At 56.6% G+C, this 24,647-nt stretch carries 22 protein-coding genes; 10 read left to right on the top strand and 12 right to left on the bottom strand.

Going from position 1 to position 24,647, the window contains the following annotated elements:
* Nucleotides 1-2: 2 nt before the first annotated feature.
* Nucleotides 3-1,148 carry a glycoside hydrolase family 88 protein gene (locus tag ACGYLY_RS23455; protein ID WP_395285191.1) on the bottom strand — a complete coding sequence of 382 codons (1,146 nt, stop codon included), beginning with the start codon at nucleotides 1,146-1,148 and terminating at the stop codon, nucleotides 3-5.
* Between the two features lie 145 nt (nucleotides 1,149-1,293).
* On the bottom strand, nucleotides 1,294-1,458 hold the full coding sequence (locus tag ACGYLY_RS23450; RefSeq protein WP_395285190.1) for a hypothetical protein: 165 nt from the start codon (nucleotides 1,456-1,458) through the stop codon (nucleotides 1,294-1,296).
* A 124-nt stretch (nucleotides 1,459-1,582) separates the two neighbouring features.
* Between ACGYLY_RS23450 and ACGYLY_RS23445 the strand changes: the two genes are divergently transcribed.
* Both ACGYLY_RS23445 and ACGYLY_RS23440 read left to right on the top strand, forming a co-directional pair.
* Nucleotides 1,583-2,779, top strand: coding sequence for a CaiB/BaiF CoA transferase family protein (locus tag ACGYLY_RS23445; RefSeq protein WP_395285189.1), 1,197 nt, complete (start codon nucleotides 1,583-1,585; stop codon nucleotides 2,777-2,779).
* A 68-nt stretch (nucleotides 2,780-2,847) separates the two neighbouring features.
* On the top strand, nucleotides 2,848-3,273 hold the full coding sequence (locus ACGYLY_RS23440) for a VOC family protein (protein ID WP_395285188.1): 426 nt from the start codon (nucleotides 2,848-2,850) through the stop codon (nucleotides 3,271-3,273).
* A 228-nt stretch (nucleotides 3,274-3,501) separates the two neighbouring features.
* Here the strand turns inward: ACGYLY_RS23440 and ACGYLY_RS23435 are convergent, their stop codons facing one another.
* Nucleotides 3,502-4,569: a Gfo/Idh/MocA family protein gene (locus ACGYLY_RS23435; RefSeq protein ID WP_395285187.1), complete on the bottom strand. Its 1,068-nt coding sequence runs from the start codon at nucleotides 4,567-4,569 to the stop codon at nucleotides 3,502-3,504.
* A 573-nt stretch (nucleotides 4,570-5,142) separates the two neighbouring features.
* Here ACGYLY_RS23435 and ACGYLY_RS23430 point away from each other — a divergent pair.
* Nucleotides 5,143-5,910, top strand: a complete 768-nt coding sequence (locus tag ACGYLY_RS23430; protein ID WP_395285186.1) for an IclR family transcriptional regulator — start codon at nucleotides 5,143-5,145, stop codon at nucleotides 5,908-5,910.
* A gap of 60 nt (nucleotides 5,911-5,970) precedes the next feature.
* Here ACGYLY_RS23430 and ACGYLY_RS23425 read toward each other — a convergent pair whose 3' ends face one another.
* A complete protein-coding gene (locus ACGYLY_RS23425; RefSeq protein WP_395285405.1) occupies nucleotides 5,971-6,759 on the bottom strand; it encodes an SDR family NAD(P)-dependent oxidoreductase in 789 nt (262 codons plus the stop codon).
* Nucleotides 6,760-6,953: 194 nt separating this feature from the next.
* Here ACGYLY_RS23425 and ACGYLY_RS23420 point away from each other — a divergent pair, with 194 nt between their 5' ends.
* Nucleotides 6,954-7,955, top strand: coding sequence for an LLM class flavin-dependent oxidoreductase (locus tag ACGYLY_RS23420; protein ID WP_395285185.1), 1,002 nt, complete (start codon nucleotides 6,954-6,956; stop codon nucleotides 7,953-7,955).
* A 114-nt stretch (nucleotides 7,956-8,069) separates the two neighbouring features.
* Nucleotides 8,070-8,990: a nucleoside hydrolase gene (locus ACGYLY_RS23415; RefSeq protein ID WP_395285184.1), complete on the top strand. Its 921-nt coding sequence runs from the start codon at nucleotides 8,070-8,072 to the stop codon at nucleotides 8,988-8,990.
* Between the two features lie 22 nt (nucleotides 8,991-9,012).
* On the opposite strand, the gene ACGYLY_RS23410 is transcribed toward ACGYLY_RS23415, so the two are convergent.
* The gene (locus ACGYLY_RS23410; protein ID WP_395285183.1) at nucleotides 9,013-9,669 is read right to left on the bottom strand and encodes a ThuA domain-containing protein; all 657 of its coding nucleotides are present in this window, start codon (nucleotides 9,667-9,669) and stop codon (nucleotides 9,013-9,015) included.
* Nucleotides 9,670-9,868: 199 nt separating this feature from the next.
* Between ACGYLY_RS23410 and ACGYLY_RS23405 the strand changes: the two genes are divergently transcribed.
* Both ACGYLY_RS23405 and ACGYLY_RS23400 read left to right on the top strand, forming a co-directional pair.
* Complete coding sequence (locus ACGYLY_RS23405; protein WP_395285182.1) at nucleotides 9,869-10,837, top strand: sugar phosphate isomerase/epimerase family protein; 969 nt, start codon at nucleotides 9,869-9,871, stop codon at nucleotides 10,835-10,837.
* A gap of 91 nt (nucleotides 10,838-10,928) precedes the next feature.
* Nucleotides 10,929-12,053, top strand: coding sequence for a Gfo/Idh/MocA family protein (locus ACGYLY_RS23400; RefSeq protein WP_395285181.1), 1,125 nt, complete (start codon nucleotides 10,929-10,931; stop codon nucleotides 12,051-12,053).
* 620 nt (nucleotides 12,054-12,673) lie between these two features.
* Here the strand turns inward: ACGYLY_RS23400 and ACGYLY_RS23395 are convergent.
* The 6 genes from ACGYLY_RS23395 to ACGYLY_RS23370 form a co-directional block, all read right to left on the bottom strand.
* Nucleotides 12,674-14,014 carry a M28 family peptidase gene (locus ACGYLY_RS23395; RefSeq protein WP_395285180.1) on the bottom strand — a complete coding sequence of 447 codons (1,341 nt, stop codon included), beginning with the start codon at nucleotides 14,012-14,014 and terminating at the stop codon, nucleotides 12,674-12,676.
* A gap of 151 nt (nucleotides 14,015-14,165) precedes the next feature.
* Entirely contained in the window at nucleotides 14,166-15,134 is a 969-nt protein-coding gene (locus tag ACGYLY_RS23390; RefSeq protein WP_395285179.1) for a M48 family metallopeptidase, read from the bottom strand.
* Nucleotides 15,135-15,231: 97 nt separating this feature from the next.
* Nucleotides 15,232-16,638: a hypothetical protein gene (locus tag ACGYLY_RS23385; protein WP_395285178.1), complete on the bottom strand. Its 1,407-nt coding sequence runs from the start codon at nucleotides 16,636-16,638 to the stop codon at nucleotides 15,232-15,234.
* A 224-nt stretch (nucleotides 16,639-16,862) separates the two neighbouring features.
* Nucleotides 16,863-17,225, bottom strand: coding sequence for a hypothetical protein (locus ACGYLY_RS23380; protein WP_395285177.1), 363 nt, complete (start codon nucleotides 17,223-17,225; stop codon nucleotides 16,863-16,865).
* A gap of 124 nt (nucleotides 17,226-17,349) precedes the next feature.
* Nucleotides 17,350-18,195, bottom strand: a complete 846-nt coding sequence (locus ACGYLY_RS23375) for a hypothetical protein (RefSeq protein ID WP_395285176.1) — start codon at nucleotides 18,193-18,195, stop codon at nucleotides 17,350-17,352.
* Nucleotides 18,196-19,386: 1,191 nt separating this feature from the next.
* Nucleotides 19,387-19,815 (bottom strand): DoxX-like family protein, encoded by a 429-nt coding sequence (locus ACGYLY_RS23370; protein ID WP_395285175.1) that lies wholly within the window; start codon nucleotides 19,813-19,815, stop codon nucleotides 19,387-19,389.
* Between the two features lie 198 nt (nucleotides 19,816-20,013).
* Between ACGYLY_RS23370 and ACGYLY_RS23365 the strand changes: the two genes are divergently transcribed.
* Entirely contained in the window at nucleotides 20,014-21,024 is a 1,011-nt protein-coding gene (locus tag ACGYLY_RS23365; protein WP_395285174.1) for an NADP-dependent phosphogluconate dehydrogenase, read from the top strand.
* A gap of 6 nt (nucleotides 21,025-21,030) precedes the next feature.
* Nucleotides 21,031-21,903: a ribose 5-phosphate isomerase A gene (gene rpiA, locus ACGYLY_RS23360; RefSeq protein WP_395285173.1), complete on the top strand. Its 873-nt coding sequence runs from the start codon at nucleotides 21,031-21,033 to the stop codon at nucleotides 21,901-21,903.
* Between the two features lie 449 nt (nucleotides 21,904-22,352).
* On the opposite strand, the gene ACGYLY_RS23355 is transcribed toward rpiA, so the two are convergent.
* Complete coding sequence (locus tag ACGYLY_RS23355) at nucleotides 22,353-23,492, bottom strand: hypothetical protein (protein ID WP_395285172.1); 1,140 nt, start codon at nucleotides 23,490-23,492, stop codon at nucleotides 22,353-22,355.
* Between the two features lie 459 nt (nucleotides 23,493-23,951).
* Here ACGYLY_RS23355 and ACGYLY_RS23350 point away from each other — a divergent pair, with 459 nt between their 5' ends.
* Complete coding sequence (locus ACGYLY_RS23350) at nucleotides 23,952-24,611, top strand: helix-turn-helix domain-containing protein (RefSeq protein WP_395285171.1); 660 nt, start codon at nucleotides 23,952-23,954, stop codon at nucleotides 24,609-24,611.
* The last annotated feature ends 36 nt before the right edge of the window (nucleotides 24,612-24,647 follow it).

The following is a 24,647-nucleotide window of genomic DNA, read 5'->3' as shown; positions in this document are numbered from 1 at the left end:
GATTAGACGAGGGTGGAGAGCATATGCGCGAGGTAGTAATCCGACCAGACGAGTTCGTTGTCAGTGGCGTAGTTTCCGGGGGCGTTGAAGCAACCGTCGAGGAGTCCCCCGTAACAGGGATGATCCGGGTCGGTTACGAAGTAGCCGTCGAGGAGACGGTCGAGAATACGTCGTCCAAACGTTCGCAACTCCAGCGTCTGATCCTCGGCCGGAAGTCGGGTGAGTCCATACGCAGTCAGCACGGCCGCACTGGTATCACGAGGGGTGTCCGACGCTGGCGGTGCTTCGAAGTCCCAGTACGGGACGAGATCATCGGGGGAGTGTGTACGGTAATAATCCACCGTTCGCTCCAGTGCGGTGAGATATCTCGGTGCGCTGGTTTCCCCGTACGCGCGACACAGGCCCGCGATATTCCATCCCTGCCCTCGCGCCCAGCAACTCTCGTCCGAGAGTGCCAGTTCGTTGTACTGTCGTTCGAGTTCACCGGACTCGGCGTCGAACACGACGTGGTGCCACGTGCTTCCGTCCTCCTTGATGAACCAGTCCAGGTGTCGGTCAGCGTGCGAAACGGCGGTGTCTCGAAAGCGCGTATCTCCCGTCTCCTCGTAGGCGCGCCACAGAACGAGGAGCGCGGTATACACGTCGTCAACTGCACCGATACGATCACCGCGTGGGCCGTGGTCCTCGTCCGGTCCGCGGAACTGCTCCGGTCCCTCGATGTCGAGGAGTCCGAGTGGAATGTGCCTCGCACGGTCGTTGTAGTACTCGACCATCGCATCCGCACCGGATAGACCGAGACCAAACGCCGACCGATCACCGGTCAGATCGTATGTCCGGAAGCCAGCATAGTGGAAATTCATGCCACAGAACATAGATTCACGGGGCATGTACTCCACCATCTTTTCCGTCTGTTTTTCGGCCGTCCGAGCGAAACGGTCGTCGTTCGTTTGATCGGCGGCGAGTCGGAGGAGACCGATCCAATGGCCACCACACCAGTTTCCGTTCGGTGTCGTCGTCCACTCGCCGGTGGACGGGTCAGCGAAGTAGGGGAACGAGTCGCCGACGCGGTCCAAGGTCTCCCCGGTTCGTGAGACGACCGCGTCGAGTGCGGACTCCAACGTTTGGTCGCTCGTTTCAGCATTACTCATACACATAACTCCAGACACAGGAATATTAATGCACGGGTTGACGAAGAGTGGGCGGAAGGACGAGCGAGTTCGCCCGACCGGTCACCAGCTATTCGGAACCGCACGCCACCGAAACCGTCGCGGAGTCGATTACGTCAAAAGGTACTCACGAACGCCGCAATCGACGGAGAAAAACCGCGTCCGAGCGGGCCGTTTCTCGGAGACGTGTTCGTCTGGAACGAACCGTTTCTCGCAGGACGAGCGACGCCAACAGGTTCGAATAGGCGAATCGGACCACCACCTGTTCGGCGCGCCGCACGCTATCACTCATTTCACATCCGAGACGGGACACGGAGAAATTTCGCCGTCAGTTCCGGTTCGAACAGTTCCGAGGACTCGGCAGTCACGGTGAAACTCACCAGTAAGATTAAGGTCCCGGGACCGGACGATTCACCATGAAGCAGGCATTAGATGGTATTATCATCGCGGATTTTACGCAGATGATGCAGGGACCTTGGGCGACGCAGAAGCTGGCCGATATGGGCGCGGATGTGATCAAAATCGAGCGAATCGGCGGGGAATGGGAGCGATTCCTCGAAGCCGGTGGGGAACTCTATCGGGGATGGAGTCCGTATTTCCTCGCCATGAATCGAAACAAGCGGAGCGTGACCCTCGATCTGAAACACGAGCACGGGCGACGGGTCGCCCTCGATATTATCGCGGAGGCGGACGTGCTCGTCGAAAACTTCCGTCCCGGCGTGATGGGCAAACTCGGCCTCGGATACGATGACGTCCGCGAAGTGAACGAAGAAATCGTCTACGTGTCCGGTTCCGGGTTCGGCAGTGACGGCCCCTACGTCGACCGTCCGGGGCAGGACTTGCTACTACAGGCGATGAGCGGTCTCGCCCGTTATACGGGCAGTGCGGACGACCATCCGACGCCGACAGGTACGGCGATCGTCGACGAACATTCCGCGACCCTCATCGCGCTCAACACGATGTTCGCACTGTTCCACAGGGAACGAACGGGCGAAGGGCAGAAAGTCGAAGCGAATCTACTGAACGCGGCACTCGATCTCCAGTGCCAAGAGATCACGGCCGTTCTCAACATGGATCGGGAGTTCGAGCGGAGTGAGGAAGGAATCGGGCAGGCGTGGTTGGATGCACCGTACGGGATCTATGAGACCGATGACGGCTACGTCGCTATCGCGATGACGCCGATCGACACGTTAGCGGAGGTACTCGGAATACGTGAACTCGAACGGTACGATGGCCCGAAGGCAGCGTACGAATACCGCGACGAGATAAAGCGGACGCTGGAAGCGTACACACGCAACCATCGGACCGACGACTTGCTCGACCGACTGCTCGAAGCGGACATCTGGGCTGCGGCGGTAAATGACTTCGAAGACGTCGCCGCGGACCCACAGGTAGAACACAACGAAATGTTGGTCGAAATCGACCACCCGGACATCGGAACGTTCGTTACGACGGGGTTCCCGGTCGAGATGTCGGAGACGCCGGGACGAATCAATGCTCCCCCACCGAAAACCGGAGAGCACACCGACGAGATATTGGCCGAGTTGGGGTACGACGAAACGAGACGACGCCAACTCGCGGATACGGGCGTTACGGCGACAGACGACGACTGAACGAAGCTCGCGGTTCGACGCGGCGTTCGTCGATACTGTTAACTGCATCGGCGAGAACATCGAATCAGATGTTAGGCGAGTCACATCATTACGGCGTTACCGTATCGGACCTCGACGATCTGCTGGCGTTCTACGTGGACATCCTCGGGATGGAAGAGGTGAATCGGGTCACACACGAGGGGGACGCTATCAGCAAAATAACGGGCGTCGAAGGAACGAAGATGGAGATCTTGTTTCTCGAAGCCGGCGGGATCGGTGTCGAACTGCTCCAGTATCACAATCCCGGCGGCGAAAATGCCAACGAAGGCGTTAGAAATTGTGATGTCGGCTCCGCTCACTTCTGTCTCGAAGTCGAGGACGTCGGTAGGTTGCACGCGGAATTGAAAGAAGAAGTCGAGTTCATCAACCCTCCCCAAGAACTGTCCGGTGGCGCACGTGTCGCATACCTCTACGATCCGGATGGGAACGTCGTCGAACTCTATCAGCGGGGATGACTGGACGACGGTCTCCGGTCCGAACCAACTGGTTTCCGGGGCTTCGACGTGACGTTCGGTGTGGCATGTAACCGGTCCCCCCACGAACGAGGATTCGAGGGAAAAGGGCCGAGCCAACGATCTGAAAGCCGATGTAGAAGCGACAGCGCGTTCGAGTTTCGTCGCTCGACGGAACGTGCCGTCAGCACTCCCGCTGAATAACCGCGAGCGGATCACCGTAGGGTCGATTTATCGGTCTTCGAGATACATCCGGAACATTTCGATGAATCCGGCAACATCGTCCCTGCCTTCCCGGAATGTCGTCATGACTTCCGCGTCGTCGTTGATACACGCGACGAAGTGCTCGATTTCACATTTGAAGCTCTCTTCGTACGAAACGCGGATCGTCCTGTCCTCCAGTCGATCCACGCCGCCCTTTATGTGGAGACTGAACGGATCGTTCTTGACGTACGGGTTCGTGAAGTCGAGCGTCAACGTCTCCTCCGGCGTCTCGACGCGAATGAACTCCTCCCACTCCTTCCGGTCGTTGAAACTCGACGTGAATTGGCATCGGATGTCGCCTTCGAACACGAGGTAGGCATTCAACACGTCGTAATCCGAGTGTAAATCCACGTACTCGATTCGATCTATGTCTCCCAGCAGCCCTCGAAGTGCGCTCAAGTCGTGGCACGAACCGCCGAGATGTGACTGGTAGTGCGCCGTGAGGTCCGCATCATCGGTACCGATCGCCTGCGAAGCCTGTTCGTATCGCGCCGTTCCGCTCGCTTCGAGGAACTCGCTGCCAAGTTCGGCCGGGACGAGGTCGTACACTTCGTCGATAACCTCGTCGTGCTGGCCGAGCACCAGCGTTCCAGTGACGTTGTTGATCGTTTTGAGATCGTCGACTTTCTCCTTCATCAGGAGATACGTCGGGTCGTGACGTTTCATGTAGCCGACCATGGCGACGGCGTCACTTCCCTCGGCGGCGTCCACGAGCGCGTTGGCGTCCTCTTCCGTCAGCGCTAGGGGTTTCTCGACGAGCGTATGAAGACCGGTTTCCAGAGCGGCAACAGCGACTTCCCGATGCACCTGTGGGGGTGTTGCGATGACGACTGCATCGAGTTCGTCCGACAGGTCGTCGATGAGCTCGGTTCCGTCCCGGTATCGGTGGGGGACGCGATACTTCTCGCCCATGGATTCCAGGAGATTTTCAGCGGGGTCCGCGATAGCATGGATCGTCGTGTCCGGAATTTCGTCCAAATTCGGGAGGTGCATGATCTGCGATATCCGTCCACAACCGATAACTCCGAATTGCATACGGGTAATCTGTTGAGTCGATCACGATAAACTTACTGATCGAGGAGACCGAAGGGTGGTTATCTCGACTACCCACCCGCTACGACGACCCGCGGAACTCACTACCAGTCGGCGGAGACGTTCGATCGAAATCAAACGAAAGAACGGCTTTCGATTCGGCGAATGGATCGGAGCGGATCACGTCCGAACGGGTTGTTCGTCAGTACCGAACGGGAATCATTGCTAAACGATATCATTACACAGACTGGGGAACGTCACGAGAACATCCCTTTACAGTAGTAAGACTGTAACAGCGTGAAACAACCGTAACAGATTACCCCGTCACAGGCGGACCGGTGGGATTAGAGTTACAATTCTAATGCTGTAATCCTGATCCGATTTCCTGGGAGCGAACGCCGTAGTCCCCCGAAGAGTACGGAACGATCGGAGAAGTCCGTGGTAGTGTGACAGACACGGAAATCCATGGTGGTATTGTCGGGTTTCGTGCGCCCCGTGAGGCGACTCTCCTCGAAATAGTTCTCACCGTTCGTTGGTACCGAAAGAAACAAGCACATACGCTTCATACCGGCGATTATGGCAGGAAACGGGAAGACGCGAACATTCGATTCGGACCGTAAGATCATCGGGATCCTCGAAGCGATGCGCGAACAGGAGTTGACCGGCGTAACGGAACTCTCACGCGAACTCGGGATCGCAAAAAGCACTGTTCACGCTCATCTCAACACGTTACGTGAGTACGGTTTCGTGCAGAAAAAGGACAAAGGATACTACCTCGGTCTCCGATTCCTCGACTACGGAATCCACACGCGCGATCAGCGATTACTCTTCAGAGCGGCAAAAGACAAAGTCGACGAACTGGCCGCGGAAACCGGTGAGAGGGTGTGGTGTGTGACCGAAGAAGGCGGATATGCGGTCTATCTATACGGTGCATCGGGGAACAGCGCCATCAAAACGTACGAAACGACCGGACAGCACAGTCCGCTTCACCCCATCGCCGCCGGCAAGGCCATCCTAGCGTTCCTTCCCGAAGAGCGTGCCCACGAGATCATCGACACGACGAACCTCGAACAAGTCACGTCCGACACGATCACGGACAGGGAACGACTGTTCGCCGAACTGGAAACCATACGGGAGAACGGGGTCGCATACAACGTCGAAGAATCGCTAGAGGGACTCCATTCCGTCGCCACTCCGATCCGACGTGAAGGTGGGGGCGTTTACGGAGCGATCAGCATCGGCGGTCCGGCGAACCGCTTAACGAAGCAGTATCTCGACGACGAGTTGAGCGATCTTCTCCGTGGAGTCGGCAACGAAATCGAGATTAACATCAGACATATGTGAAATGATAGACGGAATGTCCAACAGGTGAACGAACTCCATCGAACGATGATCCGGACCCACTCAACAGATCTGCCAACCTCCATCCACGTAGAGGAGTTCACCGGTCGTGTAAGAGGCCAAATCACTAGCGAGAAAAAGGAACGCATCGGCGACCTCCCGAGGCGACCCTGCACGCCCGAGAGGAACCGATTTGAGTAGAGAGTCGTCCTCCGCCCCCTCTACAGCTTGCTCGGTCCAGCCCTCCGCGATCTCGGTTGCGATCTGCCCCGGCGCGACAGCGTTGACGCGGATATCGTAGTTCGAAAGCTCGAGGGCGGTCCCTCTCGTGATCATACGGACGGCTCCCTTCGTCGCTTCGTAGTGAACGGAGCCACCCTGAGCGAAGCTAGAGCTGATCGAGGCCGTATTGAGGACGACGCCGGGCTCCCCACGGTCGATCATGTCGTTCGCGGCGCACCGTGTTCCGAAGAAGACGCTCTCGACGTTGACTGCATGGATGCGATCGAGATCTTTCTTCGTCACCTCCCTCACGGACTTCGGTTGTGTTATCGCGGCGTTGTTGATCATCACATCCACGCCACCGTATTCGCGAGCACACGCGACGAGTGCCTCGATCTGATCGGGGTCCGTGACGTCCACTTCGCGATAGATACCCTCCCCACCGTTCTCGCGTATGCGCACGTGAGTCGGCTGTTCCTCTCCTCGGTCTTTCGGGTCTTCACGGAGATCCGCGTTGATCACGACTGCGCCCGCATCGGCAAACGCCAGCGCGGTAGCGCGACCGATCCCCGAACTACCACCCGTTACGATTACCGTCTCATCCGAAAAGTCGAAACGTCCAGTTGCCATTGTGAATCCAGTCGTAACCTTTGCGGGTATGATATAAAAAAACTCGTCGGACGGATCGGTGCCACAGTTAACCACGATCGATAGCATAAATCACGATCAATCGGCTGTCATTGAGTACGGCCGATCCGTGCAGCGGACGAATTCACCGAACGGGGTACCCAAATGATTATGCTAATCCATCCGAGTGATCCAGTATGCAGTTCGATTGGATGGTCCAGTGTTATGCTGGCGACGGGGTTCATCGGGATACCCCGTTAGTAGATTCGCTGAATCGCGACGAGATCATGAGTGGTGTCGACACCGCTGAAGCGGTAGGATTCGGCGGCTTCTGGGCTCCAGACCACTTCATCCTCGGACCGAAGAAAGAGGAGTACGAGGTGTGGACCCTTCTGAGCGCGATTGCAGAACGAACCGACGAAGGGGAGATCGGCCCGCTCGTCGGGTCGGTGACGTACCGGAATCCGGCGCTGCTTGCGAAGATGGCGACGACCGTCGATATCCTCTCGGAAGGCCGCCTTCGTCTCGGACTGGGGGCCGGTTGGCACGAGGAAGAACACCACGCGTACGGCTTCGAATTTCCGGGTATCGGGACACGGATCGAGATGCTCGACGAGAGTGTTACGCTGATAAAGGAGATGTTCACGGCGGAAGAACCGACGTTCAACGGAGAACACTTCCAGATCGACGGGGCGTACAACGATCCGAAACCGGTACAGGACCCCCATCCACCGATCGTTATCGGCGGTGCCGGACCGAAGATGCTCCGGCTTATCGCAAAGCATGCCGACGAGTGGAACGTGGAAATCAGCGCGCGAGCGCGAGGAAAGCCGATCGAATTCAAGGTACGTAAGTTCAACGAGTATCTCGAAGCGGAAGGGCGAGACCCGAGCGACGTCGAACGCTCGTGGCTGGCACACGTCCTCGTTTGCGAGGATGACGAAACCGTGCAGGAGTACAGCGATCGGATCTTCCCGCTGCCGTGGGGCGAGGAATCCGATATGAACGATCAGCTCCGGAACGCCGACGATGCCCGTGAGAAAGGTGGAATGCTGATCGGAACGCCCGCGGAGGTCGCCGAACAAATCGAGCAAGTCCGAGACCTCGGGTTCGAGAAGCTTCAGCTTATGTTCCTAGACTTCCCCGAAACTCGGGGAATGGAGCTCTTCGGAGACGAAGTCATTCCACAGTTCTCGTAGCTTTCCGACGGCCTCGTCGAGATCGCTTGAGCCCGCCGGATTCGCACATCCAAAACTTTAATCGGAACGCTCGACACGGGTTTAGGTGTGAAAGACACGAATCGTCAGCGAACCATGGTATCCCGTAGCTCGGCGAACGCGATCGACCAGCTAACCCCACCGAACGGTCCCGTGAGGATGGTTCTCGATACGGACACGTACAACGAGATAGACGATCAGTTCGCTCTCGTGTACGCTCTGCTGACGGCGTCCCTGGATATTGAAGCCGTGTACGCGGCACCGTTCTACAACCACCGATCTGCGGACCCGGCGGATGGGATGGAGAAGAGTTACGACGAAATCCTTCGGTTACTCGAACTGTTCGGGCATTCCGATTCGGAGTCGCTGGCGTACCGTGGAGCGACCGAGTATCTGAGTTCCGGAGGCAACCCCACTACAAATCCCGCGACGGAAGATCTCATCCAACGAGCGGGAAACCACAGTACCGAGAACCCCTTGTACGTCGTCTCGATCGGAGCACCGACGAACGTCGCTTCCGCTCTCGAACGCGCTCCGGAAATCGCCGAGAGCGTCGTCGTGGTCTGGCTCGGAGGCCACCCTCATTCGTGGCACACGGCGAGCGAATTTAACCTCGAACAGGACATTCGTGCGTCGCAAATCCTGTTCGACAGTGGAGTCCCGTTGGTTCAGATACCGTGCAAGAACGTGGCAGAACACATCCGAACGAGCGTCGCCGAGTTGGACGAACAGCTATCGGACGGTGGAGAATTAGCCGAGTATCTCCTCCAAATTTTCACGGAGTACGGGAAGAACTACGACGATCGAACGATCTGGACGAAGGAGATTTGGGATTTAGCACCGATCTCGTACCTCGTAAACCCCGAATGGGTCCCATCCCATCTCACCCAGAGTCCGATCCTCTCGGATGACGCGAGATACAGCTTCGATCGGAACCGTCACTTGATTCGCGTCGCGGCGGATACCGAGCGTGATCTCATCTTCGAGGACTTCTTCCAGAAGATTAAGGATCGATAGACGAGATGGAGAGCGAGTATAGTTATGCCGCCCACTCGATTCCGTTCGATAGGATCGTTTCGAACGGGTCCGAATCGAACACGTCATCGGTGTGGCCCAATGAAAGGTAAAACACGCGCCCTTCACCGTACGTTTTCACCCACGCGACCGGATACGCCTCCAAATCCGGGTGGTCCATCGTAGCGATAACCCGAACGTCGTCGTCGTATTCGACCTGATAGGGTTCATCGAAGGTAACGAAGTCCTCGACGTCTGCAGTGATCGGATGATCGTGATCGGTGATCCGAACCGCGAACTCCGCTTGCTCCGGGTGCGTGATGAAGTGACCGCCGAGGAGTTCGCGGAGTTCCGGTACCGGTTGCTCTCGGCTGTCGAGCAACTCATCAGGGTCGTCCGACGCCACGTTCGTGAGGTCCGATGCACAGTGAACACCGACGTATCCGTTCCCTTCCTTGACGAAGGAGAGGAGGCCGTCGAGCTGGTTTTCGGTGAGGGAACTGTCCGTGAGATAGTCGACGAGCACATCGTATTCCGAAAGATCCGTCAACATATCCCGATCGGTTGTCAGCGTGAGGTCGACGTGATCCGATAGGACGTTCTCGAAGAGCGGAGCGATCTCGTCGAAGTTATGAAACGGAAACGTCGTTTCACCGATAACGAGTACTCGTGATTTGGCCATGTCGAGATAGTACACGACCCAGAGAATAGGCATAGTGGTTCCGGCAAACCCGTATCTTTCGTAGTGGAAGTCGGTCACTAACGGGGCCTGCCACCAAAAAATACCGCTCCTGATGATTCAGCGCTGTCCAACGAAGCGGATCGCGTCGAGAAGCAAAGCAACCAAAGAATTATTACCCATGATAGATCATATACCTTCGATGAAGGTAGGTGTTCTAACCGTCGTCCTAGGCAGTGAATCGCTCGACGAAGCCATCGAATATTTGGATGGAATCGGTGTAAACGCGGTTGAACTCGGTTGCGGCGGGTTTGTCGGAGATGATCACTTACCGAAGGAAACGTATCTCGACGACGACAGCGCTCGGACGGAGCTTCAGAACGTATTGGAGGCACACGGGATGGACGTGAGCGCGCTGGCGACACACAACAATCCACTCCATCCGGATGATGACCGCGCCGCGCACGACGACGAGGAGCTCCGCGATGCCATTCGGCTCGCTTCACAACTCGATGTCGGGACGGTCACCACCTTCTCGGGACTACCGGGTGGTGCCTCGAACGACACGACCCCTAATTGGATCACCGCCCCGTGGCCCAACGAGCACGGCGAGGCACTCGATTACCAGTGGGAGGAAGTCGCGGTCCCGTATTGGGCGGAAATAAACGATTTCGCCGACGAACACGATGTGAACGTCGCCATCGAAATGCATCCGAACATGCTCGTCTACGAACCGACGGGAATGATGCGCTTGCGTGAAGAGACGGGTAATCGGATCGGAGCCAATTTCGATCCATCACATCTGTACTGGCAAGGGATCGACGTCACCGAGGCGATCCGATACCTCGGCGAGGAAGGTGCGATCCATCACTTCCATGCAAAGGATACCGGCCTCTACGAGTCAAACGCTCGGATCAAAGGCTATCTCGATACATCGCCGTACACGGATGAGATGGACCGCTCATGGCTGTTTCGCTCGGTCGGCTACGGCCACGGAGAGCAACACTGGAAGGAGATCGTTAGCACCCTTCGGATGATCGGCTTCGATGGTGTGCTCTCTATCGAACACGAGGATTCCCTCACGAGCGGCCGGGAGGGGCTCGAAAAGGCCGTCGAGGTTCTGAATCGAGCCGTGTTCGAAACGACTCCGGGTGAGGCTCACTGGGTTTAAACAGCCAAACCGACAGAAGTCTTACTCCGATAATACACCAAAGTTATTTATCCATCTCCCTACGAGGAGATATTGAGAGTGACAGACACACATGACATATAAAGTCGGATTTATCGGCTACCAATTCATGAGCAGGGCTCACGGCAACGCGCTCGATACCCTGCCGATGTTCTTTCCGAACGCACCCGATGTCGAACGGCACGTCATCGTCGGCCGGACCGAAGACAGACTTCAGGAGGCGGCTGACATGCTCGGGTTCGCAAACGTGGCGACCGACTGGCGGGAGATTCTCGATGAAATCGATATTCTCTACAATCTGACGCCGAACTCGGTACACGCAGATCCATCGATAGCAGCACTTGAGCGTGATATTCCCGTGATGTGCGAGAAACCACTCGCACCGACACTTAGCGGAGCCAAAGAGATGGCGAAGGCTGCCGCCGAGAGCGATGCGATCGCAGCAACGGCGTTCAACTACCGATACGTTCCCGCGATCCAGTACGCCGGAAAACTCATCGAGAGTGGAGAGTTAGGCGAGGTCAATCAGGTTCGCGGACGATATCTTCAAGATTGGCTGGTCGACCCCGAAGCACCCTGGAGTTGGCGTAACTCCAAGGAATTGGCGGGAAGTGGTTCACTGGGCGATTTAGGAGCACATACCATCGATCTCACCCGATTCCTCGTCGGTGACCAGGTCGGTGAGTTCGCCCGTGTCAACGGTCATTTGCACACGTTCGTCGACGAGAGACCGGTACCCGGGTCAGACGAATCCCGTAAGGTCGACGTGGACGACGCCTACAGTGCACAAGTGGAGTTCGAGAACGGTTCGATGGGAACGTTCGAAGCGTCCCGTTTCGCGGTCGGCCACAAGAATGACCACTCGATCGAGATTTATGGTTCGGATGGCGCAGTTCGGTTCTCGCTCGAACGACTGAACGAACTCCAGGTTAACCTCGCGGACAATCGCGGCTTCGAGACCGTGCTCGTGACCGACGAGACGGATCCCTACTACGAGAATTGGTGGCCGCCGGGACACGTTCTCGGATGGGAACACACCTTCATCCACGAGAACTACGAGTTCCTAACGGCCATCGATGAAGGCCGCGAGTACCACCCGAATTTCGAAGAGGGATTCGCCGTCCAGCAAGTTCTGGACGCCATCGAGCGCAGCGACGAAAGCGGTGAATGGGTCGAGGGGTCGGCGGAGATAGTATAGGACGAGAGACAACAGTCCACGATTTGCACTCGGAGCCGATTTCGGTTGGCTAGACTCGAAACCGCGAGGATCACCTTCGTGATCGCTGGTGATTCCGTCGCGTACGGCGCGCCGGTAGGGTTCGCGCATAGTTGAGAGTGGAGGCCCCGGGGCAAATCCACTTCCGCTTAGTGATGTAATTGGAAGTGGTTGTGTTATCCTTTCGTTGGTCGGGATTGCATAGTAGAGCCACCGTAACCGCTTGAATCGTCGTTTTAAGACATTTATAAACTCTATTGTGCGATATCAAATTGGTGTGTGCCGAAGATGAGACTGCAACGGCTATAGTGCCCGAAGTGCACGATTTCGTCGACCTACCGGTCTGCAACCCGATCGAAGTTCGAAAGCAGATCCGAGTGAATATTCTAGCTCACTCATGACGTTTGGACTGCTTGAACCAAAGCCGTCACTCACCAACAGGCGTTCACGCGTCGTACACTCGATTGGAGAGAGATCTACACATCTAAAAGAGATGATCTCAAGGAACAGTCTGAGATATTTGCACACGCAAACCACCAACACCATCTCTCTCAGCGGGAATAAGGGCCCGATACGGATACGTCGGGAGAAAAAATAGGGACTCAGTACGCCCAGCGACCGCCGAGTTTGAGTTCCTTTTCGTATCCGTCGTCGATCAGATCGCGCGTGTCTTCACGGGAGCGACTGGGAACTTCACGGTCGGTCTCGGCGAGTGTGCAGACGGCGTCTGCGATGGTAACTGCGTGTTCGCGAAGGTCGCGGATATCGATCTTGTCGAGTGTATCGGCGTGCGTATGTCCCCACCCACGACCGCTCTTGTCGGGGTTCGTCGAGGAGACCATCACGCCGGGGACGCCCTCTTGGACGAACGCCCATTGGTCACCGTGGGGTGAGACGGAGTTGCTGGAGACGAGGGGAATCGACCGTTCGTCCGTCACCGCTTCGAACGCATCGAGAACTTCGTCGAACTCGTTCGCGTTTACCGAGAGGGTCCGGTCTCGACCCGCGCCGTCGATGTTGACGATGCACTTGACGGTGTCGAGATCGTACGTGTTCATCGCGTGGTACGCGCCCTGTAGTCCGATTTCTTCCGACCCGAAGACGAGCACGCGGACCCGCGTTTCGAGTTCGTCCTCGATTTGTGCGAGGAGGCGACCGGTCTCGGTCGCGAGTACGCTTCCTGCACCGTTGTCGTTCGCGCCCTCGGCGATATCGTGCGTGTCCACGTGCGCCGTCAGGAGGACCATTTCGTCGGTGTCGGGTCCGAGGTCGCCGACGACGTTGACCGACGTCGAAGGCTCGTTTCGACAGTCGACATCCAGCGTCACGGAGAGGTCGCCGTCCTCGGCGTGACGGGTGAGACGCGCTCCGAGTTCCTTCGAAACGCCGACCGCCGGAATCGGACCGGGGCGGTTGTCGTACCCCACCTCACCGGTCGGCGGGAGACAACCGCCGATGTGATTCCGGAAGACGAACCCCACCGCACCGGCGTTGGCAGCGCTGACGTACTTCTCCATCCGGTGAATCCAGCGCCCGAAATCGTCTGGCGTCTCGCTGGAAGCCATGACGACGTTGCCATCGCAGTCGGCCCGTTCGAAGTCCTCGGGTCGGCCGTAGCCCACATCGACCAGTTCACCGTCACCCGTTCCGGCGGGCGTCCCCGGGAGCGCGATGACCTGATAATCCTTCCCGTATCGCTGGTCGTGGCTGCCGCCGGTCACGATCGAAGACGACCCGCGCCACCAGCCGTCGATCTCGAATTCGTCGAGGTGGACGTTCCGAAGTCCGATCTCCTCGAAGTACCCTTCGAGTATTTTCGCTCCTTCTTTCTCCTCTTTCTGTCCGGCCATCCGCGTTTCGAGGTCGACGAGGTCTTCGAGCACCCGCCACGAGAATTCGCTGCGGTAGGCGTCACCAACGACGGCGTCTGGGAGTCGATGCATGAATGCAGTCGTGCGGTGGTACCGAAAAAAGTATGTGTCTCGGAAAATTGCGTTGCAGACGACTCATCCGCCACTCGACGTGATTCGACGAGGGTGTGCGCATTTACGTGCTCTCGAAATCGCACTTTCGAGAACGACGAGAATAACGGGATTATTCGACTTCGATGTGGTGCCACTGGCTCCCCTCGTGAGTCGTCAGAGCGGACTTTGCGGCCTCGCGAACGCGGGTCACGCGCTCGTCGGTGGGTGGATGGCTCGCGAACGCTCGTTCCAGCGGTGTTCGGTCCCGTCGTTGGCCACGGGTCGGGAACAACCACGAGAACAGCCCGCGCGGCTCGTTTGCGCGCTGAATCTTTTCGAGCGCTCGGGCGAACGCCAGTGGTTCGTCGAGGACGGACACCGCCCGCCGGTCGGCCGCGTATTCACGTCGGCGAGAGTAAGCTTGAAGGACGAGCGTCGGTGCGACGAACAGGCCAACCACGACCCGAACCAACCCACGTCGCATCCCGTACCCGACACTGGTCGGACCCTGTACGGGTCGCCCGGCGATCAGCGAAAGTCCCCGGCAACAGAGTGAAACGACGACCATGGCCGGAAGAACGAACACGAGGACGAAGGTAGCGACCATCCGGAGGAGAATCATGGCCAGCGTCTGGAAGAGACCATCGTAGCCCTCCAGATGGGCGAGTTCGTGAGCGAGAACCCCCTCGAGTTCCGCGGGAGCCAGCAGCCGAACGAGCGAGGAGTCGACGACGAGCGTCCGACTCCCGAGCGCGAACGCGTTGGGCTGACCGAGGCGCGCGATGAAGACGTCCGGCCGTTCGATACCCATCCGGCGAGTCAACCGGTCGATACTCGCCTGCATCCCCGGAGCGCGGATTTCCGAGAGGGGAGTCACATCGAGGCGTTCGAGGAGACGTTTGGTACTCATCCGATAGCTCACGTAGCCGAAAACGAGCGCGCTCGCACCTGCAAAAAGAAACATCACCGGAAGGTCAGCACTGGCGAAGAGCGCACGGATCGCCTGAAACCCGACGATGACGACGGCACCAGCGAGAACGAGCAACCACGCTCCGACCAATACGGAGAGTCCGCGCGGCCGACGGGATGACGCTGCCATGGCTTCGGTAGGGACTCCACACGCAAACGGGTGTCGCAAAATCACGAACCGCTCACGAGACGGAATCGGAGTCGATGCGTGTTCTGGAAGTCGAAACTCAATCGTATCTATATGTTCGAGCCCGTTCGATAGCGTACCGGTAGCACGTTCCCCCGGAGATGGCAAACCACGCGATCAACAGGGGTAAACCGTAGAGTTTGAGGGACTGACCTGTCATACCGGTAAACGGTGGCAGAAGTCGTAGCGCCCGAGGGATGAAAATAAACAGGAGAAAAAGGATACTACTGGGTACGACTATCATCGAATAGACGCTCAGAGTGGTCGTACTGGGAAGAATTACCGTTCTACCCGTCAGTACTTGTGATTCCAGAAACTGCGGGGAGAATGCTCCCAGTCCGACGGCGACAGCAGTTGCGTATAACGATAGTACCAAGCCGATGCAGATATGAAGTGCAGTTTGCCGGATAGTCAGTGGGCCCAGAAAACCGGTTCCTCCGACGAGTACAACTACTAGCGGAATGCCGCCAGCTAACCCGGCCAACATCTTTCCGTCGACGATTACCGCTCTCTCGATGGGGCTCGTAAGCAACGTAGCTAACACCGAGCCTTCATCACCGATCGGATTGAGCGTGAACAACGCCCCGGTTATCCACGCAATATAAACGACGAGGATGGAAGGTAAAATAAGCAGTAACCCCTGTAGTGATCCACCGCTACCTTCCGGAAGCAGGGCTGGGAGGACTACGAAACCGGAGTAGAGAATATGTGAAAATCGGTGAGGATTTCGCTGACCGCGTTTCCATTGGGTGACAGCAACTCGCTGGCGATTTGTCTTCGCTGGTTTGATATTCAAACGAGCGACTGTATGCTCGAATGGTTTGCGGGAGGCACCCACCGAAGACCGGGAGTCGTCGGTAAACCAGACGAGCGTTGCGAGAAGAATCGAGAGTCTACTCAGTATGGGGATTACGAGGAGTGTCGTGGCGGCCAAGGCGAACGTCCCGAGAGTCGGGTCGGTCCCCAGTGACGTTGGAAGCATGATGATGTTGACGAGGGCCGCGAGGGGGGAGAGCGAAGCGAACACCGCTACGGTGTCACCGATCCATTCGAGAATCGATGTTATGGACGTTATCGCGACGAAAACGGCGACCACGCCCGCGATTCGGAATACCCGCCTCCGTCTTTCGAGGCTGAACACGCGAATTGTCACGGCTTTCCAGAACATTCCGACGGTATATCCGACGACCACGGCGAAACAGACGACGATCGGGACGATAGATGCCGACAAAGGTATGATGCTATACGTACTGGTTTCCAAGGCGATAAGAGCCGAGCCGACTACGAGAGGGGTTCCGACGGCCAGAGTGACGCGAATACACTCGGCGACGAGGATACCAAGAACGATACTCTCCGGAGGGACGGTCGTCAAGAGGAGATCCGGAGCTGACGGGGACCCAAGCGACTGTATCGTTCGTAAAAAAACTATGAACGCGAGAATGGACATCAGTACGAACAATTGCTGGCTGAGAAAACTGCTATCCACCCGAATTAGATAGGCGTGCAGTAGGTACGCGTATTCGTCCGCCAAAACGAAGATCGCTCCGACGACTGGAAGCAGTGCACAGAGTGACAGTGCAGCGTACAACAGCTGACGCCGATCGGTCGTGAACTGACGCCAACTCCGTTTGAGTTCTACCGATGCGATTCGAACGACGTTAGACATGGTGACTAATTGTCACCGGACATTCCCTCACCCGCTTCAAAGAATCGCTGATAAATTGGAGCGAGTACGATCATCCCGACGGCCGCCGAGATGAACGTCGTCGCGTCACCGGATTGTATCGGTTGGAATAGTACGACATAACCGGCACCCATCGCGCTTCCGAGCCATCCACCGGTAAGGGAAAGCGGACGTTGGTCGAGGGCATATCCAATAGCAAAGAGGACTACTGAAGCCCCAACGAACCCACCAGCGACGAGCGTCCAATTCGTGGTTTCACTTGACGTAAGTAAATACATTATTACACCGGTGAGTGCAGCTGATATCCCGTTGAAGGCGACGAGTTTAAGGTTGAATTGGTTGGAAGACATGTATATCTGTATCCCAGACACCGCCATAAATATTTTCCTCGGTGATTATTTAATAGATTTTATTTAGGTCCAGCTATAAAGGAGGTGAGTATAGGGTCGCGGTGCGGTAGTTGTTAACAGAGGTTCAGACAGGAATCCGAACAAAGGTCTTCGTAATCGAACTGGCCACCACATCCTTTGTCAGCGATGATTCTACAGGCGATTTGAGTGAAGGCAAAGCAAGCACCACCGGCGATGTAACCGGCACCCGAGAGGATCCCACGATGAACGTGGTGGATGCTCCGCATCCGATCTGGCAGATGAGTTCGAAGCACTTTTTACAACCCCAGCAACCGAGGTCGAAATCTTGGGTCGAGATCTCATCGCTCTGGACGGAGATGGCATCGACGGATTTGGGCGGAGTTCCTCCGTATGTGCTTACCCCGTATCCCTCCGTCGCGTCGATTTTCGTTGCGTCTTTCGGGACCCGTTCGTTCGTATCGTTGATGTATTCGAGTTCGGCGATGGATATCTGTCCGGCTTCGACGATTCGTCCCATCGTGAGATAGCCCCGGTCGGACTCGGCCGTCTCGATAGGAACGGAGACGATTTCGAGGTTTTTCTCATTCTCGACCCGTCCGACGAGCGTCGAATCCAATTTGAGTTCCCCTCCACGCTCGTGTGCACGCTTGCGGAGCTGTTTGAATTCGTCTGCCTGTTGGAACTTTGCGAGAACACGCCGAACCGCTGTCCCGTTCAGTTCGTCGTAGCTCGGCTCCTCATCGGGGGTGGACGCGAGGGCGGGAGTCGTTCCCAACATCGCGAGCGAAACGCTTGCGGCACCCATCTTGATGAACCCACGTCGTTGGACTCCGTCTCCGTTGCGAAGACCGCTGAGAGTCTCCCACGTTTCTGCACAGCCACTGCCATCGTCGACAGCGTCATTGATTTCTTTGATCTGTTCGTCGACGTCGTCAGGTCTTTTCGTCAATTTGAACCTCAAGTATTACAATAGAGTTTAGTAAATTATATTAGTATCTGTGATTATCTCTCGAAGTGAAATTGTTTCACTTAGTGAGTCACATATATCATCATATTTTTTATATATCGGAGGCAGCTAATTGACTCGGTCAGATTTAGCTTTGAAATATTCGAACAGCTCGTGAGCCCAATTGACGAGTTCAGGACTGTCGCTCGATAGGCAGTCGGACAGTTGGCCGCGTTCATACCCGCCCAAGAAAACCCGTTTTCTAACAGTGATAAACCAAAATTCAGATACTCCGAATACGTGAAGAGTGAAATTTCCGTACTTTTTCCATCCAAGTGAGGGTCCTTTCTCAACGATTCGTACGTCTTGGTAGGAAGGATCAGTTCTGGGGTGTCACACTCTTCGACGACTGGTCCGTGTACATCATTATATATCGGACTGACAACCGGACAAAATCCATGAAATTCCGTCGTCGAACACGACGAGAGTTCGTTAATATAATAGTTGAGTGCCCGGTGTGGTTGACTATCCGTTTCGGTCACCAACTTCGCATCTTCAAACATCGAAAGCTCCGGTTCGACCGGAATGTCTTCGATATGTCGTATTATACCGGATATCTTTTCTATAGTTTCCATTTGGCCGTTCAACTCATCGTATTTTTCGAGTACCCACTCACCACATGTCGTGATTCGATACCGTTTTCCCTTTTTTCTCACCCATCCTCGCTCCGAAAATCCGTCCAGATGTCGCTGTAACGTCGCTCGTGAAAATGTGTTCTTCTCGACTAACTCACAGGGGCGGGACGGACTGGTCGATAGGCACTCGAGGACAGTTATTCGTGAAGGAGAAACTGACAGGTACTCTATAGTTTTCTCATCTATTTATTGGGATTTAATTTATTCCCCTATTTAATAATTTTTTATTATTCTACAAGAGGATATTTTTACTATTGTTTTGGATGTAGTTACCGAACCAGATATATTCGATACTCATTTCATTCAAATTACCCGAGAATGCGGATACTGAAATACGGTTCGGAGAACTCTCTGCCCACTACAGCGGCACTTGACCCCCAGCGTCGGGTATTTGACGGAAACGTAATCACCCGTTAGCGAGCGGTCCTTGATCGAGACCGAATTCGGGGCCGTCCCCCGGAAGCCCGTCCGATTCGTACACAGCAACGAACGGCTGCCGTCACTCGACGTTTTCGGGCGTCACACGCGTGTACCACCACGCCCAGAGCATGAGGACACCTTGAAACGGGAGACGCACCCAGAGGGCGATTCGGGCGACACCGCTGGCCCAATCGGGGACCCCATCGGGAATCATCCCACGCCTCGCCATGTGGACGTTCGCCGGGAAAACGGCGAGCAACAACGCGATGAGACCCCACGCGGACTGACGGCGCGTCCGCCGGATAAGCACGCCGATGCCGAGAGCGATTTCCGCGATTCCGGAGAGGTAGACGAGGAAGACCGGACGAGGGAACTGCGGCGGAACGATTCGAGCGTACACCTTCGGTGCGACGAAATGCATCACGCCTGCGAGGACATAGAGGACGCCCATAATGTAGAGGAGGGGTCGTTTGAGTCGGTGGAGGATGCCGTCCGTATCGTTGCTCATACCGCTTGGTTGCGTGCGGTGAATGAAAGCGCTATCCCCATGCCGCCACCGCGCGTCGTGATACGCAGCCAGAATGATTTAGTCTCTCGATGCCGTGCTTTTTTCTCGAAACGACGGATGTATCGCCACTAGCAGAGTTTGTCGTTTTCGTGCCGTTATCTCGGTCGAGTGAACGAACGACGCGGATTGATCGTAAACATGGAACTTGGGATAATTGGACTCGGTTCGATCGGAGGGAACTTGGCGAAACAAGCGACCGAAAAGGACATCGACATCGTCGGTTGTGATACCACCGACCGTCCCGAGCTGGCGGACAAGGGGGTAACGGTACTCGACAGCGGTGATTACGAGGAGTTGACGAATCGACTCGACCCGCCGCGAATCATCTACATGTCGCTGCCCGCAGGGGACCTGATCGACGAGGAACTCGATAGCCTCACGGACCACTTGGACGAAGGGGACGTGGTGATGGACGGCGGCAACTCCTTCTGGCGCGATTCGATGCGCCGGGAGGAACGTGCGTGGGAGGACGGAATCTACTACCTCGACACCGGAACCAGCGGCGGCCCGCCGAGGGCGAGCGAGGGGGCCTGTTTCATGGTCGGCGGCAAGGAGGAAGGGTACGAAATCGCAGAGCCGATCCTCGACACTCTCTCTGTCGAGGGCGGACTCCTCCACGTCGGGCCTCCCGGAAGCGGTCACTTCGTGAAACTCGTGCACAACGGCATCGAGTTCGGGATGCTCCAGTCCATCGCCGAAGGCGTCGAACTACTGGAGGCGGGTGACTTCGACGTCGATTTGGAGGACGTGTTCACCAACTGGAACAACGGCGCCGTCATCGAAAGCTGGCTGGTCGAGCTCATGCGCGACCAACTCGCGAAGGACAACTACGAGGACGTGCCGAACTACGTCGAGGACACGGGCGAGGTGAACTGGCTGGTTCAGGAGGCGTTCAAGGGAGAGACGCCGATTCCGGTCATCAGCCAGTCGGTCATCGAGTTGTTCAAATCGCGAGGAAACCAACAGCACGCCTACAAGTCCATCGCCGCCATGCGGCACGGGTTCGGGACGCACCCGTTCGGGGAGTCAGAAGACATCCTCGAAGAACGCGTCACCGGACGCGTAGACAACGTCTCCCGAGACCATCTCGCGGAAGACGAGGAAAACATGGACACGGTTCGACCGAAAGACCGCCTGGAGGACGAGTGAGAACCCATGGCGAAACAGTTCAGCTACCACCAGCAGGGACAGGACATCAGCGTGTGGGCGGAAACGGAAGACGAGACGGTCGAAGAGGCCAAAGACGAACTCGCAAACCGCGATCTGAACCTCGATGAGGACGAAATCCGCGAGAACATCCGGGTCATCCCATCGCCGCGGCGAATCAAGAGTTCGGCAGAGGACGTACTGATGGACATGCGCCGCCGCGGCGGCATGGAGGCCGCGGAGGTAGTCGAAGACGGGATGGACGTCGGACTCGGGACGGGAAGTACGACGGCGTGGGCCATCGCCAAAATCGGCTGGAAGATAGACGAGGGGACGTTACAGAACGTCCGCGGGGTCGCGACTTCGCTTCAATCGCACGAACTCGCGAAGGAGGCCGGAATTCCGCTCATCAACGTGGACGAGGTGACGGAACTCGACGTCGCCATCGACGGCGCTGACCAGTGGGACCCCGAGAACCCGCACGTCGTCAAGGGCGGCGGTGCCTCCCACGCCCGCGAGAAACTCATCGACTCGATGGCCGAGAAACTGGTCATCGCCACGGACGAGAACAAGACGTCGACGCCGTTGTCGTATCCCATCCCGCTGTCGATACTGCCCGAATCCCGCACCGTCGTAAGGGAGTGGATTCGGGACCAAGGAGGCGACCCGACGCTCCGCTACGCGGAGAAAAAGGATGGACCGCTGTTCACCGCGAACGGGAACCTCATCGTCGACTGCGATTTCGGCGACATCGAGGACCCGGAGGAGCGCGCGGAACGATTGGCCCGGATTCCCGGCGCGCAGGAACACGGGTTGTTCGTGAACATGGTGGACGAAGTCGTCTACGGAACCGACGATGACGTGAAAACGACGCGGTTCTGACCCGCACTACCCCGTGAACCGCCGCGAAGCGACGGACTCGAACGACCGAACAGGATACCTGTCGTTCTACGACTTCGAAACGTGTGAGCTCGGCCGAACGTGACTGTAGTAGTGTGCCGTCCATTCGGCAGTCGATCGATAATGAGATGATTTTGTTAATTTGGAGTGTCACTCATTCGTGCGAGTATTTCGACCATTTCGGCCGTTTTCCGATGGAAAATCCTGAACCCGGTTTGTGGGGATATACCGCCGTTTCCCCGGAATACGATGAATGGGGTGGCCGCTCACCGAGCGATTTTTCATACGGAACGGGTCACCGAAATCCGAATTCAACGAACCTCTCGACTTCGTGAGGGCAGTTTCCGTTCTTGAGAGCAGATCTTATGCGCGATCGGATACTATAAGAATTCTCAGTATTATCGGAAGATGAGAGGAGTTGCTATCCGAGATCATGAATCCTTCGTGACGCTCAGGCGGATCCGATCCACGATTTTGTCCCGCGACACCCTGCGACCGTTCTCCCTCCATACCCGGGTGAGGACGAGGTCCAACAGGTTCAGTCGTTCCAACAGTCGTCGAGCGTCATCGCGTTCGATGTTCAGCTCCTGTTTCACCTCGTGTACCGTTATCGAAGACTCGACCGCGTCGGCCAACTGGTCGATCGTCACGTCGTTCGGGAGTCCGATACCGTCGGCGATGAGTTGTTGATTTTTGATACCGTCCACGGGATCGTCGGAATCGGAATCCGTCCCGTCCGGTCGCCGTTTCGGCTTCCGATCTGCAGGGGTCGGTTCGGAATCGTTCTCGGAGTTTCGAACGTCGTTTTCCTCCGACGTCGAAGTAGCCTCGCTCCGCTCCGACGATTCGACTGTTTCGGCGTCGGAGCTCGACACGGTGTTATAGGAGGTCGGTTCGTGGACGTCCGCCTCGGTCATGTAGCGACGGACGGTTTCGGCCGAGACGTCCATCTCGATCACCGCCGCCATTTCCACGAAGGTCTCGCACGTGTCGTAGATTCGCTGGAGATACTCGACGTCCTCGTACGGCGGCAAATCGTCGTTTCGTGCCGTGCTGATCGAGGGGCCGTGCTCCGATTCGTCGCCGACAACGGACGAACGGTCGTCGCTTTCCCCCGTTCCGTGATCGGACGACATCGCCGTGTCCTCGACGCTCTCGTCGAGTCGATGCGTCGCGTCGTTCTCCTCGGCCCGAGTTCGTTCCGACGCGTCGTCGGAGGAGAGAGTGATGAGGGTCGTCACCAGAATCGTTCCGTTCTCGATGCGTGCATTCTCCCGTTTTTCGACGAGGATTCGATCGTCGTCGATTCGATTCATCGTGGGAAGGACGGATGGCGGTAAGTCGACCTGCAATCCACCGTCCTCCCGAATCGTCACGCCGCTCGATGAGGAATCACCGTCCGATTCGTCCGTCAAAGGTGCACACATCGGAACGGCGATATCGACGGAGGCGCGTAACTCCCTGTTCGATTCCGAATCGTCGGGACGGATCGCTTCGACGCGCCGTATCTCCGCACGCCCCGATTCGTACTGGTCAAGTACACCGGAGAACCACCCGAACGTGTTACTCATTCCCATGGCCCTGTCTGGTTTCAACCATCCTCTATGGGGGGAAATAGGTGTGTCATAAACTATCCACATATTTATATACCCACCCGGAAAGCGTTCGTGCGATGTCGATGGACACGTTTCAGCGTGAACGATGGACGGAAACTGATGTGTCTAATATCATCGATTGTCAGCTAGGAGTTCTATCGCCAATTTTTCATCGGGATATGGCTGAAGACGAACGAGCCGAGGAGATGATTCCCGCGTAACAATAATAACGATAGTAACGTTCGCGAATGGAAAAGAAATAATTACTACAGGTTGATTAAATTTCTACACGGGCTACGTATCCGTATATGTAAACACTATTGTGTACGTGGGAGTATATACTCGAAACGGACGATATGACCCGAGGAATCGACGCTGGAAGACAACGACTGCCGAACGTGGCGATACGACGTATAGAGAACGAGTAGTACGGATATGCCAATCGTAGTTAAATCCCACATCAAACACGAACGGCTTTCCCTCGTTCCCACGTTACGGAATCTCGACGACATACGGATTCGGGTTATCCCGCAGGGGAACACCAATCCGGGTGCGACCGTTTTCCCGTTTCTGATAGAATACGACGACCGCGAAAAACTCGAAGCGATGTTGGACGACGATCCGACGGTAAACGAGTACGAACTCATCGATTGGACGGACAGGACCGGCATCTACTACATCGAGCACACGCCAACGACGAAACTCATCAGTACGGTGGTGACGGACGTGAACGGGTTCCTGGTCGACACGGAGACGAAGGGAAACGGCTGGTTAGTTGAGTTACTTCTTCCCAGTAGAAAAGCTCTCGCCAGCGTCTGGACCTTCGCAAACGAGAACGACATCAGCCTCGACATCATCGAGATATACAACAACGACAACGCGGGGACCGAGATGTCCTACGGACTGACCGACGAACAGCGGGCCGCACTACGGACCGCATACGACCGGGGATATTTCAAGGAACCGCGCGATATCTCGCTCAGCGATGTCGCCGACGAACTGGGGGTGTCGTCGACGGCGATGAGCGGGAGACTGCGGCGCGGGATGCGGAACCTCATCGCCGCGACGATTTCGGACGGCGAGGACGACGAGTGAGCCTCGACATCGGACTGATATCGCGATACGCTCCGT

This window comes from Haladaptatus sp. CMAA 1909 (genome assembly GCF_043952005.1).
GTDB lineage: Archaea > Halobacteriota > Halobacteria > Halobacteriales > Haladaptataceae > Haladaptatus.
The sequence above is the reverse complement of the archived record's forward strand: the minus strand, read 5'-3'. Positions and strand labels throughout refer to the sequence as shown.

What these genes read in the sequence shown, in the direction of transcription:
- ACGYLY_RS23365 (WP_395285174.1), top strand. Translation starts at nt 20,014, where the DNA reads ATGGAACTTGGGATAATTGGACTCGGTTCGATCGGAGGGAACTTGGCG.
- rpiA (WP_395285173.1), top strand. Translation starts at nt 21,031, where the DNA reads ATGGCGAAACAGTTCAGCTACCACCAGCAGGGACAGGACATCAGCGTG.
- ACGYLY_RS23440 (WP_395285188.1), top strand. Translation starts at nt 2,848, where the DNA reads ATGTTAGGCGAGTCACATCATTACGGCGTTACCGTATCGGACCTCGAC.
- ACGYLY_RS23425 (WP_395285405.1), bottom strand. Translation starts at nt 6,759, where the DNA reads ATGGCAACTGGACGTTTCGACTTTTCGGATGAGACGGTAATCGTAACG.
- ACGYLY_RS23355 (WP_395285172.1), bottom strand. Translation starts at nt 23,492, where the DNA reads ATGAGTAACACGTTCGGGTGGTTCTCCGGTGTACTTGACCAGTACGAA.
- ACGYLY_RS23385 (WP_395285178.1), bottom strand. Translation starts at nt 16,638, where the DNA reads ATGTCCATTCTCGCGTTCATAGTTTTTTTACGAACGATACAGTCGCTT.
- ACGYLY_RS23350 (WP_395285171.1), top strand. Translation starts at nt 23,952, where the DNA reads ATGCCAATCGTAGTTAAATCCCACATCAAACACGAACGGCTTTCCCTC.
- ACGYLY_RS23430 (WP_395285186.1), top strand. Translation starts at nt 5,143, where the DNA reads ATGGCAGGAAACGGGAAGACGCGAACATTCGATTCGGACCGTAAGATC.
- ACGYLY_RS23455 (WP_395285191.1), bottom strand. Translation starts at nt 1,148, where the DNA reads ATGAGTAATGCTGAAACGAGCGACCAAACGTTGGAGTCCGCACTCGAC.
- ACGYLY_RS23390 (WP_395285179.1), bottom strand. Translation starts at nt 15,134, where the DNA reads ATGGCAGCGTCATCCCGTCGGCCGCGCGGACTCTCCGTATTGGTCGGA.
- ACGYLY_RS23420 (WP_395285185.1), top strand. Translation starts at nt 6,954, where the DNA reads ATGCAGTTCGATTGGATGGTCCAGTGTTATGCTGGCGACGGGGTTCAT.
- ACGYLY_RS23400 (WP_395285181.1), top strand. Translation starts at nt 10,929, where the DNA reads ATGACATATAAAGTCGGATTTATCGGCTACCAATTCATGAGCAGGGCT.
- ACGYLY_RS23380 (WP_395285177.1), bottom strand. Translation starts at nt 17,225, where the DNA reads ATGTCTTCCAACCAATTCAACCTTAAACTCGTCGCCTTCAACGGGATA.
- ACGYLY_RS23435 (WP_395285187.1), bottom strand. Translation starts at nt 4,569, where the DNA reads ATGCAATTCGGAGTTATCGGTTGTGGACGGATATCGCAGATCATGCAC.
- ACGYLY_RS23405 (WP_395285182.1), top strand. Translation starts at nt 9,869, where the DNA reads ATGAAGGTAGGTGTTCTAACCGTCGTCCTAGGCAGTGAATCGCTCGAC.
- ACGYLY_RS23450 (WP_395285190.1), bottom strand. Translation starts at nt 1,458, where the DNA reads ATGAGTGATAGCGTGCGGCGCGCCGAACAGGTGGTGGTCCGATTCGCC.
- ACGYLY_RS23445 (WP_395285189.1), top strand. Translation starts at nt 1,583, where the DNA reads ATGAAGCAGGCATTAGATGGTATTATCATCGCGGATTTTACGCAGATG.
- ACGYLY_RS23415 (WP_395285184.1), top strand. Translation starts at nt 8,070, where the DNA reads ATGGTATCCCGTAGCTCGGCGAACGCGATCGACCAGCTAACCCCACCG.
- ACGYLY_RS23410 (WP_395285183.1), bottom strand. Translation starts at nt 9,669, where the DNA reads ATGGCCAAATCACGAGTACTCGTTATCGGTGAAACGACGTTTCCGTTT.
- ACGYLY_RS23395 (WP_395285180.1), bottom strand. Translation starts at nt 14,014, where the DNA reads ATGCATCGACTCCCAGACGCCGTCGTTGGTGACGCCTACCGCAGCGAA.
- ACGYLY_RS23370 (WP_395285175.1), bottom strand. Translation starts at nt 19,815, where the DNA reads ATGAGCAACGATACGGACGGCATCCTCCACCGACTCAAACGACCCCTC.